The sequence below is a fragment of the Amycolatopsis anabasis genome (assembly GCF_009765355.1).
GTDB classification, from domain to species: domain Bacteria; phylum Actinomycetota; class Actinomycetes; order Mycobacteriales; family Pseudonocardiaceae; genus Amycolatopsis; species Amycolatopsis anabasis.
In genome coordinates this window covers 20,774-34,454 of record NZ_VTHK01000080.1, presented here as the reverse complement: position 1 = coordinate 34,454, position 13,681 = coordinate 20,774, and the positions used below count along the sequence as shown (strand labels likewise).

Genomic DNA, 13,681 nt, shown 5'->3' with positions numbered 1-13,681 from the left:
CCGAGTACATCGACGTCGACGTCGAAGGCCCGTTCAAGTCCGACCACTACCGCTACTGACCACCCGGTCTCGGGAGCCGGGGCGGTTGGCCAGCACCGTATCGAGGGCGAACCGCCCCGGCCCGAGCACCGCGATCAGCACGAAGAACCACGCGAACAGCGCGGCCGCCTCGCCCTTGTTCTGGATGGGCAGCAGGCCCAGCGGCTGGTGCACGACGAAGTACGCGTAGGCCATCGAGCCGGAGCACACCACCGCGGCCGGCCGGGTGGCCAGGCCGACCATCACCAGCGTCCCGCCGACGAGTTCGATCACCCCGGCCCACCAGTGCGGCCAGACGCCGAAGTCGATGGGATGCCGCGTACCCCCGAAGAGGCCGAGCAGCTTCTGGGCGCCGTGGCAGGCGAACAACAGCCCCACGACGGCCCTGGTCAGGGACAGCACTGCGGAATGCGCCGTTTTCGACATCGGTGTCTCACCCCTTCCGCCACGCCTCGGAGAGCAGGATGACACGGCGGACCGGGCGAAACCTATGTCGAGCGGTCATAGCGGTCGGCTATGGCTGAGGGCTCACCAGTTCCCGCAAGCGGAGGTCGAGGGCGGTGTGCCGATGCCCGCTCCCGGCATTGCGCACCGCCTGTTCGATGGCCCGGCGCGAGCCGACCAGAACCACCAGCTTCTTGGCGCGGGTGACCGCGGTGTAGAGCAGGTTGCGCTGCAACATCATCCAGGCGCTGGTCGTGATCGGGACGACCACGCACGGGTACTCGCTGCCCTGCGAACGGTGGATGGTCAGCGCGTAGGCGTGGGTCAGCTCGTCGAGTTCGGCGAAGTCGTAGTCGACCTCCTCCCCCTCGTCGGTGTGCACGGTGACGGTCTGCTGCTCGGTGTTGAGCGCGGTGACCACGCCGAGGGTGCCGTTGAAGACGCCGTTGGCGCCCTTGTCGTAGTTGTTGCGGATCTGGGTGACCTTGTCGCGCACGCGGAAGATCCGGCCGCCGAACCGGCGTTCCGGCACCTCCGGCCGCGACGGGGTGAGCGTCTCCTGCAGCAGCAGGTTGAGCGCGGCGGCGCCCGCCGGGCCGCGATGCATCGGCGCCAGCACCTGGACGTCCCGCCACGGGTCGAGGCCGAACTTGGCCGGGAGCCGCCGGGCCACGACGTCCACGGTCAGTTTCGCGGTCTCCTCCGGCTCGTCCACCGCGAACAGGAAGAAGTCCGGCAGCCCCTGGACGACCGGCAGCTCACCGGCGTTGATCCGGTGCGCGTTGGTGACCACACCGGATTCCTGGGCCTGGCGGAACACCTCGGTCAACCGGACGTGCGGCAGCGGGGTTCCGGTCACCAGCAGGTCGCGGAGCACCTCCCCCGCCCCGACCGAGGGGAGCTGGTCGACGTCCCCGACGAACAGCAGGTGCGCGCCCGGCGGCACGGCTTTGACCAGTTTGTTCGCCAGCAGCACGTCGACCATGGAGGCCTCGTCCACGACCACCAAGTCGGCGTCCAGCGGATGGTCGCGGTCGTACGCGGCGTCGCCACCGGGTTTTAGCTCGAGCAGGCGATGCACGGTCGAGGCCTCGTGTCCGGTGAGTTCGGTGAGCCGTTTGGCCGCGCGGCCGGTCGGCGCGGCGAGCACGACCTTGGCGCGTTTGGCGAGCGCGAGCAGCACGATCGAGCGGACGGTGAAGCTCTTGCCGCAGCCCGGGCCGCCGGTCAGCACCGCGACCTTGCTGGTCAGCGCGAGTTTGACCGCCTCGACCTGTGCCGCGGCGAGTTCGGTCTTCGTCTGGCGGTGCAGCCAGGCCAGGGCCTTGTCCCAGTCGACCCCGGCGAACGCGGGCAGCCGGTCGTCCTCCGTGCGCAGCAGCCGCAGCAACTGGTTGGCCAGGGACACCTCGGCGCGCTGGAAGGGCACCAGGTAGAGGGCGTCGATCGGCGTTTCGGCGTCCTCCCCCGGCAGCCGTTCGCGTACCACCCCCTCCTCGGCGACCAGTTCGGCGAGGCATTCGATCACCAGACCGGTGTCGACCTGGAGGATCTTGACCGCCTCGGCGATCAGCTCCTGTTCGGGCAGGAAGCAGTTGCCGTTGGTGGTGGCCTCGGACAGGGTGAACTGCAGCCCCGCCTTCACCCGCTGCGGGCTGTCGTGCGGGATGCCGACCGCGCGGGCGATCGTGTCCGCGGTGCGGAAGCCGATGCCCCAGACGTCCCCGGCCAGCCGGTACGGCTCCTCCTTGACCACCGAGATGGCCGCGTCGCCGTACTGCTTGTAGATCTTGATGGCGAGCGAGGTGGAGACGCCGACGCTCTGCAGGAAGACCATGACCTCCTTGATGGCCTTCTGCTCTTCCCAGGCCTGGGCGATCAGCTTGGTCCGCTTCGGCCCGAGGTTCGGCACCTCGATCAGCCGGTCCGGCTGCTGCTCGATGACGTCCAGCGCGTCGACCCCGAAGTGCTCGACGATCCGATCGGCGAGTTTCGGGCCGATCCCCTTGATCAGCCCCGAACCGAGGTAGCGGCGGATGCCTTGGACGGTCGCCGGGAGGACGGTCGTGTAGTCCTCGACGTGGAACTGGCGCCCGTACTGCGGATGCGCGCCCCACCGCCCCCGCATGCGCAGCGACTCGCCCGGCTGAGCGCCGAGCAGCGCGCCGACCACGGTCACCAGATCGCCCCCGCGCCCGGTGTCGACCCTGGCGACGGTGTACCCGGTCTCCTCGTTGGCATACGTGATCCGCTCGAGAACCACCTCGAGTACCGCTCCCGGAACCGGCGCCCGTGTCGTCATCCCTGCTCCACCGTCACCGCACACCCATATCACGACCGTCCGCTGGCCCCGGGCGACCTCGTCCCAAACCGATGAGCGGGTCACTCAGCCCTGGCGGGTCGGTCGAATGGTCAGGTCCCCGATTTCGACGTCGTGGGGTTGGTCGATCGCGAAGGCGATCGCCCGGGCCACCGCGGCGGGGTCGATACCGAGATCGGCCAGGTTCTGCCTGGCCTGCTCGCGCAGGGCCGGATCGTCGACGGCATGGTCGACAAACTCGGTGCGGACGTAGCCCGGGGAGATCGAGGTCGTCCGCAGAACCCCGTCGGTGTTCTCCTGCCGCAGGCCCTCCAGGAGGGTGCGTACCGCGTTCTTCGTCCCGGCGTACACCGCCTGGGTGGGGACGATCTTCAGGCCGGAGGTCGAGACGACGGTGACGAGGTGACCACTGCCCTGACGGCGGAACACCGGCAGGGCCGCGGCGATCCCGTGCAGGATCCCCTTGACGTTCACGTCGACCATCGCCGACCAGCCCTCGACGTCCAGGTCGGCGAGGGGGCCGATCCTGCTGATCCCGGCGTTGCCCACCAAGACGTCCAGGCGGCCGAAGCGCTCGACGGCGGCGGTGACGAGCGACTGGAGATCGTGGGGATGGGTGACGTCCACGCGCGTGGCGGCCGCCTCGCCCCCGGCGGCTTCGATCTCGGCGACCAGCCGGTCCAGCCGGTCGGTGCGGCGGGCGCCGAGGACGACGGCCGCACCGAGTGAGGCGAGGTGGCGAGCTGTCGCCGCACCGATTCCGCTGCTGGCGCCGGTGATGGCGACGACCTTGCCGTGGCTGGTCATGAAGATCCTCTGCCTAGAATGGACACATGTCCGGTTACCCCGACGAGCTTAGCGGACACGTGTCCGCTTCCGTCAAGAGCGGCGGAACGCGGCGTGCGGACGCACAGCGCAACCGGGAACGGATCCTGCAGGCGGCGCGCGATCTCGTGCACCAACCGGGAGATCTGAAGCTCAACGCGGTCGCGAAGGCCTGCGGCATCGGGCAGGGCACGCTGTACCGGCACTTCCCGACCCGGGAGGACCTCCTCGCCGAGGTGTACCGCCATGAGATGGATGAACTGGTTGCCGCGGCTCCGCGCCTGCTGGCGACGCACCAGCCGCTGGACGCGTTGGCGGCGTGGTTCGACCGGGTGGCCGCCTACGCCCGGGTCAAGCGCGACGTGTTCGCCGCCGTCGAGGCGGCGACATGGCGCGACCTCGCCGCCCACAGCCTCGGCCCGATCGGTGAAGCGGTGGAACTGCTGCTGGCCGCCGGTCGCTCGACCGGCAGCGTCCGCGCCGACGCCGAAGCCCGCGACGTCATCGTGCTCATCAGCTGGTTGTCACGGCTGGACGACGCCGAACTCGACGCGCGAGGACCTCGATTGCTCTCGATCCTCGTCGACGGCCTCCGCGCACACCGCCCCGACGCGAACGCGCCGTAAGCGCGCTCATCGGGCAGCGTCCCGGCCGGTGCTAGCTTGCCGGCGGACACTCGCGGTTGGAGGTTCATCCATGGACGGGTTCAGGTTCGAGCAGGACCTGGTGCGAGCGCTGCTGCGGGAACAGCATCCGGATCTCGCCCACCTCGAACTCCGAGATGTCGCCGGTGGCTGGGACAACCAGCAGTGGCGCCTCGGGGCGGAACTGGCCGTGCGCTTGCCGCGCACCGAGCGCGCCCCGGCCCTGCTGCGCACCGAGCAGAAGTGGCTGCCCGTGCTGGCCGAGCGCCTGCCGCTGCCGACGCCCATCCCGGTGCGCACCGGCGAACCTTCGGCCCTGTTCGAGCACACCTGGACGATCACGCGCTGGGTTGCGGGCGAGCCGGCGGACTACGCGCCGATCACCCGCGCCGACGCGGCCGAGACCCTCGCGGGTTTTCTCAAAGCCCTGCACCAGCACGCACCCGCGGAAGCCCCGGCCAACCCCACCCGCGGCATCCCGCTGACCGAGATGCCGGACGAGTTCACCAGCGCGTTGGAGGTCGCAGCCGACGACGCCCGAGAGATCTGGGAGAAGGCCGTCGCGGCGCCCGCGTGGCACGGGGCACCGACTTGGCTGCACGGCGATCTGCATCCCGCGAACGTGATCGTGCGGGAAGGGACGCTCTCCGGAGTGATCGACTTCGGCGAGATGTGCGCGGGCGATCCCGCGTCCGACCTGTCAGCCGCCTGGATCCTGCTGCCCGCGGGCACGGCGAGCCGGTTCTTCGACATCTACGAGAACGCGGACGAGGCCACCATCGCGCGGGCTCGCGGCTGGGCCGTCCTGCGCGCCCTGCACCTGATCATCATCGGGCGCAACGGCAGGCTCGGTCTCCCCGGAGGCAAACCGACTTGGGAACCGGCAGGCCGAGCCGCGCTCGAACGCGCCCTGGCCGTGAACTGACCGCACCCATTTCCCGCAGCTCTGCCTTATCCCGGGTATAGCGACACACCTACCACTCCACGCGGTCCCCAGAAAGTCAATACGCCAATTCACCCATCAGGGTGTTCGAACATACGTTCGAACCAGAGTAGTGTCGTCCGCATGAACACCACCTGGACACTCTCCAACACCGCACTCACCGCACAACTGCTGGAATGCGAAGACATCCTGCGCACCAGCTACGCCCACATGCTCACCCTCATCCACGAAGCCGACCAACGCGGCCTCGCCAAGGAACACGGCTACCGCAGCACCACCACCTTCCTGGTCGAAGCACTCCGCATCTCCCGCCGCGAAGCCAAAACCCGGCTCACCCAAGCCGAAACAACCACACCCACCCGAACAACCAGCGGAACATCCCCACCCCCCATGCCCCTCACCGGCGAAGCCGTCCGAATCGGAGCCATCAGCCGAGAACACCTGCACGAGATCACCAAAATCCTCACCGCACTCCCCCGCAACCGCACCCCCACCCAGCACACCGAGGCCGAACGGTTACTGCTCGACCTCGCCCGCATCGCCGAACCACTGGCCGTGCGCCGCGCCGGGAAACACCTGCTGGACTACCTCAACCAACACCACAAAACCCCCGAAGACACCGACCGAGAACAACGCGCCCCCACCCGCGAATTCCGCTACCGCATCGACCGCACCGGCCACCTCCACTTCACCGGCAAAACCGACCCCGAAACCGCCACCCTGCTGGCAGGCCTGTTCGACACCCTCAGCCAACCCGACACCACCGAGGCCACCGGACAACCCGACAAGCGCAGCGCACCCCAACGACACGGCGACGCCCTCGCCGAAATCGTCGACCTCGCCGCCCGCGCCGACGAACTCGCCGTACAAGGCGGCGAACGAGCCGTCATCACCGTCACCGTAGGACTCAACGAACTCAAAGCCGGAATCGGCACCACCGTCATCGACAGAATGGGCTACGGCAGCATCAGCCAAGCACGCCGCTGGTGCTGCGACGCCAAAATCCTCCCCGCCGTCCTCGGCGGCACCGGCGCCGTCCTCGACCTCGGCCGAGCATCCCGGCTCGCCAGCCCCATGCAGAAACGAGCCCTAGCAGTCCGAGACGGCGGCTGTGCCTTCCCCGGCTGCACCCGACCACCAAAATGGTGCACCGCACACCACACCAACTGGTGGACCCGCGGCGGCCACACCAACCTCAACGAACTCGTCCTCCTCTGCGCCAGACACCACCGACTCCTCCACCACAGCGAATGGGAAATACGCATGAACCACGGAACACCCGAGTTCCTCCCACCCACATGGCTCGACCCAGACCGAAAACCCCTCCGCAACACCGCACACCCACGCCTCAACGCACCACCCGGCCAACGACAACGAGCCGGGTAAGGAGCGTCAAGCGGGGGCCGGGCAGGTCATGTCGACCGAGACGACCTTGGAGTCGAACGGGCTCAGCGCCCTGGCGATGACGGCGGCGGAGCCGCAGGACAGGACCAGGTTGTTGGACTCGGCGATCAGCAGGGTGTCGGTTTCCGGGTCGTTGGCGAACTCGATGGTGTACCGGAGCAAGGAGGTGTACCGGCTCTCCACCACGTCCGGCGTGACTTCGGTGGCCCAGGCGTCGATGCGCAGGCCGTGCGCACCAGCGAATTCCAGGCAGCGGGCCCGAAGCTCGGCGAGGCTCGCGCCCGGGCCGTCCCAGGCCGTGCAGCAGTACGCTACCGCGACCAGGCGATTGCGTTTCGGCCAGCGGAACCGGGGCGGCAAGTGGACCATCACGAGCTCCTTCGCACACAACGAATCCCAGCGTGCTGATGCACCGAGAGACAGGAGGCGCCCTTTCCGCGCCAGATACACAGTCCGAGTCTGCGTTGTCGCGCGGAAATCGGCTCCGGTCCACCGGCCCGGCATTATCGGCCCGTAAGACCCTTGTCACCTGCACGTTCGGGTGATAACGGGGCTTTCGAGTCACTCCCGATCCCGAGTAACGTTCAGGACCGCACCGGTGACCGAACGCGTCCAGGAGGTGGGGCCCGGTGACTACCCGGGTGTTCCTCGTCGATGACCACGAAATCGTGCGCCGCGGACTCGCCGACTTGCTCGGTGATGAGGACGATCTGGAAATCGCCGGGGAGGCGGCATCGGTCGCCGAGGCGTTGACCAGGATTCCCGCCGCACGGGCCGACGTGGCGGTACTCGACGTTCGGCTTCCCGATGGGAACGGGGTCGAGCTGTGCCGGGACCTGATTTCCCGGCTCCCCGGGCTGCGGTGCCTGATGCTGACCTCCTACGCCGACGACGAGGCGCTGTTCAACGCGATCATGGCGGGGGCGTCCGGGTTCGTGCTCAAACAGGTACTCGGCTCCGATCTCGTGGCGGCCGTGCGGACCGTGGGCGAAGGCGGGTCCCTGCTGGACAGCCGGACCACGGCCGCACTGCTCAGCCGGATCCGGCGCGAACGAGAACACCGGGACCCGGTTTCGGCGCTCTCCGAACAGGAACGCGCGGTCTTCGATCTCATCGGTGAGGGACTGACCAACCGCGAGATCGCCGACCGCCTGTTCCTCGCGGAAAAAACGGTGAAGAACTACGTGTCCCGGCTGCTCGGCAAGCTCGGCATGCAACGCCGGACCCAGGCGGCCGTGCTGGCCACCGAAATGCGGCGGACGAACCCGCCGCTCACCCCCGAGTGAACGGGGTCGCGAAGCTCAGGCCAGTGGGGCGCGCCAGACCAGATGAGTGCCCCGGACCGGGGTGCCCGAGACCGCGAACCGGCCGTGCGCCTGATCCGCCCGGCGCCGGAGATTTTCCAGCCCGCTGCGCGCGACATCGTCCGGGATCCCGGAACCGTCGTCGACGATCTCGATCACCAGTTCGTCGCCGGCGTCCACCGAAACGCTGATCTCGTCCGCCCCCGAATGCCGCAGCGCGTTGCTCAGCCCCTCCTGCACCACGGCTTCGGCGTGCTCGCCGAGCTCCGGGGTGACGAAGGTGTCCACCGCACCGGATATGCGGACCGACGGCGACACCGTCGCGTCGGTGGTGAGATCCGCGACGATGTCCAGCAGCCTCCGGCGCAGGCTCGTCTGGGTGTCCGAACCGGCGGTGTGCAGATCGAAGATCGATGTCCGGATCTCGCGGACCGTCCGGTCCAGCTGCTCCACCGCGAGCGCGATCCGGGCGCGCACATGCTCGTCGGTGACCCGGCGCATGGTGCCCTGCAGACTCATCCCGGTCGCGAACAGGCGCTGGATCACCAGATCGTGCAGGTCCTGCGCGATGCGATCCCGGTCGGCCAGCACGTCCAGCAGGCGCTGATTCCGCTGTTTGTCGGCGAATTCCAGGGCCACCGCGGCCTGATCGGCGAACGAGGAAAGCATCGGCAGCTGATCCTCGGCGAACTGGGCGCCTCCCTTGCTCCGCGCGGCGATCAACACCCCGCCGATGCCCGAGGCGTTGTTCAGCGGCACCACCACCGCCGGCCCCAGCCCGGCCGCGCTCACCTGGGTGTCGACCTGCAAGGCCGTCCCGATGTGGTTGACCAGCTGCGACTGACCGGTGCGGAACACGTCCCCGATCGCCGACCCCTCGGTGGCCACCGACGCGCCGAGCAGATCACGCCCCCGCTCCCCCGCGGCGGCCGTCACCGAAAGCGTCTTCAGCCCGCTGTCGTCGGCCAGCAGGATCAACCCGGCCTCCGCGCCGGCCAGTTCCCCGGCACGTTCGACGATCAACCGCAGGGTGTCTTCCACCGAAGCCCCGGCCAGCAGTTCGTCGTTGATCTCGGCGACCGCGCCCAGCCAGCGCTCCCGGGTCTTGGACCGCTCGAAAAGCCGGGCGTTGTCCACCGCGACCCCGGCCGCCGCGGCGAGCGCCTGCAGCACCACCTCGTCCTCGGCGGTGAACTCGCCCCCGTCGCGCTTCTCGGTCATGTACAGGTTGCCGAAAACCTCGTCCCGGACCAGCACCGGCACGCCCAGGAAACTCCGCATCGGCGGGTGGTTGCGCGGAAAACCGACCGATGCCGGATGCCGCGAAAGATCCGCGACCCGCACCGGCCGCGGGTCGTCGATCAACACTCCCAGTAAACCCCGTCCCTCGGGAAGGTGCCCCATCTGCGCCCGGGTCTCCTCGTCGATACCGACGTAGAAGAACTCGGAAAGCCCACCCTCCGGGTCCAGCACCCCCAGCGCGCCGTACCGGGCGTCGACCAGTTCGACCGCGGCTTCGGCGATCCGCCGCAGCGTGGAATCCAGTTCGAGCCCGGTCGCCACGGCCAGCACCGCATCCAGCAGGCGCTGCAACCGGTCCCTGGTCTTGACGATCTCGGCGAGCCGATCCTGTACCTCGTGGAGCAGCTCGTCGAGACGCAGTCCGGTGAGCGCGCTGGCGGGCCCCTCCGGCACTGCCGGACGGGGTGCTCCCTCAGCCATAGCGCTCCGATCGGTCAAGGTCGCGATTTTTGACAGGCATTCATATAGTCGTAGTACAAGTACACAGCGTTGCACTACGGTAGCCACGCGCCAAGACCTATTCGGTCACCGTATTTGTTCGTCTCCGGCCCCGGTGACTATCACCGTGCGTGCCGCGTGATTCAGCAGGAGCGTACTGGTCGAGCCGAGCGGCAAACCCGAGAAACCGCCCCGGCCGCGGGTGCCGACGATCAGCTGGCACGCCTCGTCGTGGGCGGAGAGCAACGCGCGCACGGTGTGGTCGCGCACCACGACCCCCCTCGCCCGCACATCCGGGTATTTCTCCTGCCAGCGCGCCATGCGATCGGTGAGTACCGCGCGGGCGGCCTTCTCGAACGCGGTCAGGTCCACCCCGGCCCCCGCCTCCACCGAGATCGCGGTGCCGAACGGGTCCTGCCACGCGTGCACGGCGATCAGTTCGACCTCGCGCAGCGAAGCCTCTTCGAAACCGAACTCCACCGCGGCCTCGCTGGCCGGTGAGCCGTCCACGCCGACCACCACCGGCCCGTCCGGCGGCGCCTTCGCGACATCGCCGCGCACCACGGCGACCGGGCAGCGCGCCCGCGTCACGACCGTGGCCGCGGTCGAGCCGAGCACCAGCCGCGGGATCGCCACGTGGTCGGCGGCGCCCAGGGCGAGCAGCGCGGCATGCCGGGATTCGTGCAGCAGGCACGGGACCACCGGGCCGCGCCGCAGGGCCGTTTCCACCGTCAGGCCCGGCGCCACCGCACGGGCCGCGGCGAGCGCCTGCTGCCGCCACCGCAGGGTCCGCTCCCGCACGACGTCGGAAATCCCGTCGGCGCGAAAGCCGCCGAGAACCGGCGCGGCCACGTCGTGGCAGTGCACCAGCCGAAGCGACCTGTTGCGCAGCACCGCTTCCGCGGCCGCCCAGCGGATCGCCCGCCGGGCCGAATTCGTGCCGTCGAACCCGACGACGACCGGGGCGCGAGCGGCGTCAGCGAGCGAGGTCATGAGGCAGCACCGCCACCGGACACACCGCGTGGTGCAGCAGGGCACGCGTGGTCGATCCCAATGCCGCCCCGGCGAACCTCCCCCGCCCCCGCGATCCGACCACGATGAGCTGGGCCGTTTCGCCGCGGGCCAGCAGCGCGTGCGACGGCCGGTCCGCGATGACCTCCAGGTACACCCGCACGTCCGAGTACTTCTCCCGCCATCCGTTCATCCGCTCGTGGAGGCGCTCCTCCTCGGCCGCCTGGATCGCGTGCCGGTCCAGTTTGAGCGACGGCATCGACCACGCGGCGTCGGCGACGATGTCGTTCCAGGCGTGCACGGCGATCAGCGGCGCGCCGCGGTCGTCGGCCGCCTCGAAGGCGTATCCGATCGCCGCGTCGCTCGCCGGCGATCCGTCGACGCCCACGACCACCGGCCCCTGCACCGGAGGCGAGCCGACCGGGGTCGCCGACCGGACCACCACCATCGGGCAGTGCCCGTGCGCGGGCAACGCCACCGCGACCGAACCGGCGAGCATGTCCCGGAACCCGCCGATGCCCCGCGACCCCAGCACCAGCAGGCTGGCGTTGTCGGATTCGTAGATCAGCTGGTCCACCGCGTTGCCGATGGTCAGCTCGGTGGTCACCTCCAGGCCGAGTTGCTCCAGCATCGCCGCGTTCTTGGCCTCCCGCAGCCAGCGCCGGCCGTCCTCGAACAACCCGTCCGAGTAACCCACGGCCGCGGACAGCGGCCGCGGATTCCGCATCGGGGGCAGCACGCAGGCGTGGAAGAGGCGCAGGGTCGCCTCCCGGCGAACGGCCTCGGCCGCCGCCCAGCGCACCGCGGAAATCGCGGCCGTGGAACCGTCCACCCCCACGGTCACGGTTCTGCCCGGTTCGGGATAAGTCATCGCAATTCCTCCGATTCGCCGATCACACGGCGGGGAGTTGGCAGGGATGTCGTCAACGGGTAGCCGACGCACAGCATGAGCTGCGGGACGCCGGTGAGGCCGAGGTGGCGCAGCAGGCGGTTGCGCAACTCGGGCGATTGCAGGGGACGAGTGAGCACCGAGCAGGACAGTCCGTTCTCCGTGGCCACGAGCGACATCTGCTGCATCGCGCTCCCGGCGAGCAGCAACTCACGCCGGCCGCTCGTCTCGGTCACCACCAGGAAGCAGGGTTCACCGACGGTCCGGCGGCCGACCGGCGGGTTGCCGTGCAGCGGATGCGCACGGATGCCGGGGCCGCATCCCGCGGCGAGGATGTCGTGCAACACCCCGGCCGGCAGCAGCCCCGGATCGACGGCGTGCCGATGACGGCGCTGGCGGAAGATCGCCGAGTACCGGACGACGTCGGTGCGGGTGGTTCGCCGCCGGGTCCGGGCCGTGATCCGGGCGACCAGATCCGGCCGGAGGGGGTCGATGAACAGCGATTCGCCCGCTTCCCAGCCCAGGACCCGGATCGCGGACGTGAGGTTGGCCAGCGCGGCGCCGCAGGCGATCACCCGCTCCCGGCTGCCGGTGTTGTTGTGCCAGGCGCTGCCGTCGAACTGCTCGTACAGTTCGACCCGGTCCTCGCGCACCTCCAGGGTCCACGGGCAGCCGAGACCGCAGTGCGGCGCCCTGGTCGCGGCCCTGGCCAGCACCGCCTTCTCGGCGCACGACCAGACGTGCCGATCGAGGGACACGAGATCGGTGGTCATCAAGGTTCCTCCCCGGGGAGTCAAGTGCGGCGTCTAACAGCCTTGCGACCCGCGGGGTTTCGCGGCAGAAGCGCTCGTCCTTGAACAACAGGGACTTTCGGCCCTTACGTGAATTATTTTCCCCGTGATTGCCCGACTTTGCCGTATCGAACGCGAGCGGGAAGTGTACGCAGAGGCTTACTCATAACTAGGGACTTTGGACCCTATTACCAGAAAAAGGCCGCACGCAAAGTGGAGGTCGAAGCGGATCATCACGCAGAGCGGAGCCTCCATGTTCGACTCGGCGGGCTTGGAGATCCTCGACCGGGAGGAGTGCCTGAAGCTGATCGCCGGTGTACCCCTGGGCCGGATCGTGTACACCGACCGGGCGATGCCCGCGGTTCAGCCGGTGAACTTCGCACTGCACGAGGGCGCGATCGTGGTGCGCACCGTCGCGGGCAGCAAACTCACCGCCGCGATGCAGAACGCGGTCGTGGGATTCGAAGCCGATTCCATCGCGGACGATCTTCGCTCGGGTTGGAGCGTCAGCATCGTCGGGCATGCCAGCGAAATCACCGATCCGGATGAGCGGTCCAAGCTCGACGAACTACCGTTGCGCAGCTGGGTGTCGAATTCGCACCACCACTACATCCGGATCACCGCCGAATTGGTTTCCGGCCGCCGCATACTCCCCCTGTAGATTCCCCGCCGCACGAGCCGCTGGACGGGTCCATATAGTAGGGACCGACTAGTAGGGAGCGGACTGACCATGCCGGGGAAACGCAGGATCACCAACCCGTTGGCGCTGGCGGTGCTCGGCCTGCTGCAGGAGCAGCCGATGCATCCGTACGAAATGGCGGCCACACTGCGAGAACGCCACAAGGACAGCAGCTTCAAGATCAATTCCGGATCGCTGTACGACACCGTCGAAGCGCTCGTCCGGCACGGCTGGATCGAGCCGCGGGAAACCGTGCGGGAGGGCAAGCGCCCCGAGCGGACCGTGTACGCGCACACCGAACTCGGCCGGCAGGAGTTCGTCCGCTGGATCGACGAGCTGGTACGGGTCCCGGTGAACGAGTTCCCCAAGTTCGTCGCCGCGGTTTCCTACCTCGGCGCCCTCGGGGCCGAAGGCGCCGTGGACGCGCTGACCGAGCGCGCCGGCCACCTCGCCGAACGGATCCGCGAAATCCGGGAGGTGCTGGCCGGAACCGCGGATCTCCCCCGGCTCTTCATGATCGAGGTCGAGTACGCCCTGCACATGTGTGAGTCTGAACTCGCCTGGGTGGACCGGACCGTGGCCGAGATCCGGGCAGGCAGCCTCGAGTGGCCGGCCAATCCGTGACTGGACGAGTCGATCACGGGGGTG

At 69.0% G+C, this 13,681-nt stretch carries 14 protein-coding genes; 6 read left to right on the top strand and 8 right to left on the bottom strand.

Going from position 1 to position 13,681, the window contains the following annotated elements:
• Positions 1-33: 33 nt before the first annotated feature.
• The 3 genes from FXO23_RS46505 to FXO23_RS46495 form a co-directional block, all read right to left on the bottom strand.
• Positions 34-465: a DoxX family protein gene (locus FXO23_RS46505; RefSeq protein ID WP_158894890.1), complete on the bottom strand. Its 432-nt coding sequence runs from the start codon at positions 463-465 to the stop codon at positions 34-36.
• Between the two features lie 88 nt (positions 466-553).
• Positions 554-2,785 carry an SF1B family DNA helicase RecD2 gene (gene recD2, locus FXO23_RS46500; RefSeq protein WP_158894887.1) on the bottom strand — a complete coding sequence of 744 codons (2,232 nt, stop codon included), beginning with the start codon at positions 2,783-2,785 and terminating at the stop codon, positions 554-556.
• An 84-nt stretch (positions 2,786-2,869) separates the two neighbouring features.
• Entirely contained in the window at positions 2,870-3,610 is a 741-nt protein-coding gene (locus tag FXO23_RS46495; RefSeq protein ID WP_158894884.1) for an SDR family oxidoreductase, read from the bottom strand.
• Positions 3,611-3,636: 26 nt separating this feature from the next.
• Between FXO23_RS46495 and FXO23_RS46490 the strand changes: the two genes are divergently transcribed.
• The 3 genes from FXO23_RS46490 (at position 3,637) to FXO23_RS46480 (ending at position 6,601) form a co-directional block, all read left to right on the top strand.
• Positions 3,637-4,254 carry a TetR/AcrR family transcriptional regulator gene (locus FXO23_RS46490; RefSeq protein WP_158894881.1) on the top strand — a complete coding sequence of 206 codons (618 nt, stop codon included), beginning with the start codon at positions 3,637-3,639 and terminating at the stop codon, positions 4,252-4,254.
• 70 nt (positions 4,255-4,324) lie between these two features.
• Entirely contained in the window at positions 4,325-5,197 is an 873-nt protein-coding gene (locus FXO23_RS46485) for an aminoglycoside phosphotransferase family protein (protein WP_158894878.1), read from the top strand.
• Positions 5,198-5,338: 141 nt separating this feature from the next.
• Positions 5,339-6,601, top strand: a complete 1,263-nt coding sequence (locus tag FXO23_RS46480; protein ID WP_158894875.1) for an HNH endonuclease signature motif containing protein — start codon at positions 5,339-5,341, stop codon at positions 6,599-6,601.
• A gap of 6 nt (positions 6,602-6,607) precedes the next feature.
• On the opposite strand, the gene FXO23_RS46475 is transcribed toward FXO23_RS46480, so the two are convergent.
• Positions 6,608-6,988, bottom strand: coding sequence for a hypothetical protein (locus FXO23_RS46475; protein ID WP_158894873.1), 381 nt, complete (start codon positions 6,986-6,988; stop codon positions 6,608-6,610).
• A 260-nt stretch (positions 6,989-7,248) separates the two neighbouring features.
• On the opposite strand from FXO23_RS46475, the gene FXO23_RS46470 reads away from it, so the two are divergent.
• Positions 7,249-7,905, top strand: coding sequence for a response regulator transcription factor (locus FXO23_RS46470; RefSeq protein ID WP_158894870.1), 657 nt, complete (start codon positions 7,249-7,251; stop codon positions 7,903-7,905).
• Positions 7,906-7,920: 15 nt separating this feature from the next.
• On the opposite strand, the gene FXO23_RS46465 is transcribed toward FXO23_RS46470, so the two are convergent.
• The 4 genes from FXO23_RS46465 to FXO23_RS46450 form a co-directional block, all read right to left on the bottom strand.
• Complete coding sequence (locus tag FXO23_RS46465) at positions 7,921-9,645, bottom strand: sensor histidine kinase (RefSeq protein WP_158894867.1); 1,725 nt, start codon at positions 9,643-9,645, stop codon at positions 7,921-7,923.
• 105 nt (positions 9,646-9,750) lie between these two features.
• Positions 9,751-10,656, bottom strand: coding sequence for a universal stress protein (locus FXO23_RS46460; RefSeq protein ID WP_158894865.1), 906 nt, complete (start codon positions 10,654-10,656; stop codon positions 9,751-9,753).
• Positions 10,640-11,545, bottom strand: a complete 906-nt coding sequence (locus tag FXO23_RS46455) for a universal stress protein (RefSeq protein ID WP_158894862.1) — start codon at positions 11,543-11,545, stop codon at positions 10,640-10,642. Before FXO23_RS46455 ends, FXO23_RS46460 begins: the two co-directional genes overlap by 17 nt.
• Positions 11,542-12,336 (bottom strand): nitroreductase family protein, encoded by a 795-nt coding sequence (locus tag FXO23_RS46450; protein WP_158894859.1) that lies wholly within the window; start codon positions 12,334-12,336, stop codon positions 11,542-11,544. Before FXO23_RS46450 ends, FXO23_RS46455 begins: the two co-directional genes overlap by 4 nt.
• Positions 12,337-12,607: 271 nt before the next feature.
• Between FXO23_RS46450 and FXO23_RS46445 the strand changes: the two genes are divergently transcribed.
• Both FXO23_RS46445 and FXO23_RS46440 read left to right on the top strand, forming a co-directional pair.
• Positions 12,608-13,015: a pyridoxamine 5'-phosphate oxidase family protein gene (locus tag FXO23_RS46445; protein WP_158894856.1), complete on the top strand. Its 408-nt coding sequence runs from the start codon at positions 12,608-12,610 to the stop codon at positions 13,013-13,015.
• A 69-nt stretch (positions 13,016-13,084) separates the two neighbouring features.
• The gene (locus FXO23_RS46440) at positions 13,085-13,657 is read left to right on the top strand and encodes a PadR family transcriptional regulator (protein ID WP_158894853.1); all 573 of its coding nucleotides are present in this window, start codon (positions 13,085-13,087) and stop codon (positions 13,655-13,657) included.
• Positions 13,658-13,681: the final 24 nt, after the last annotated feature.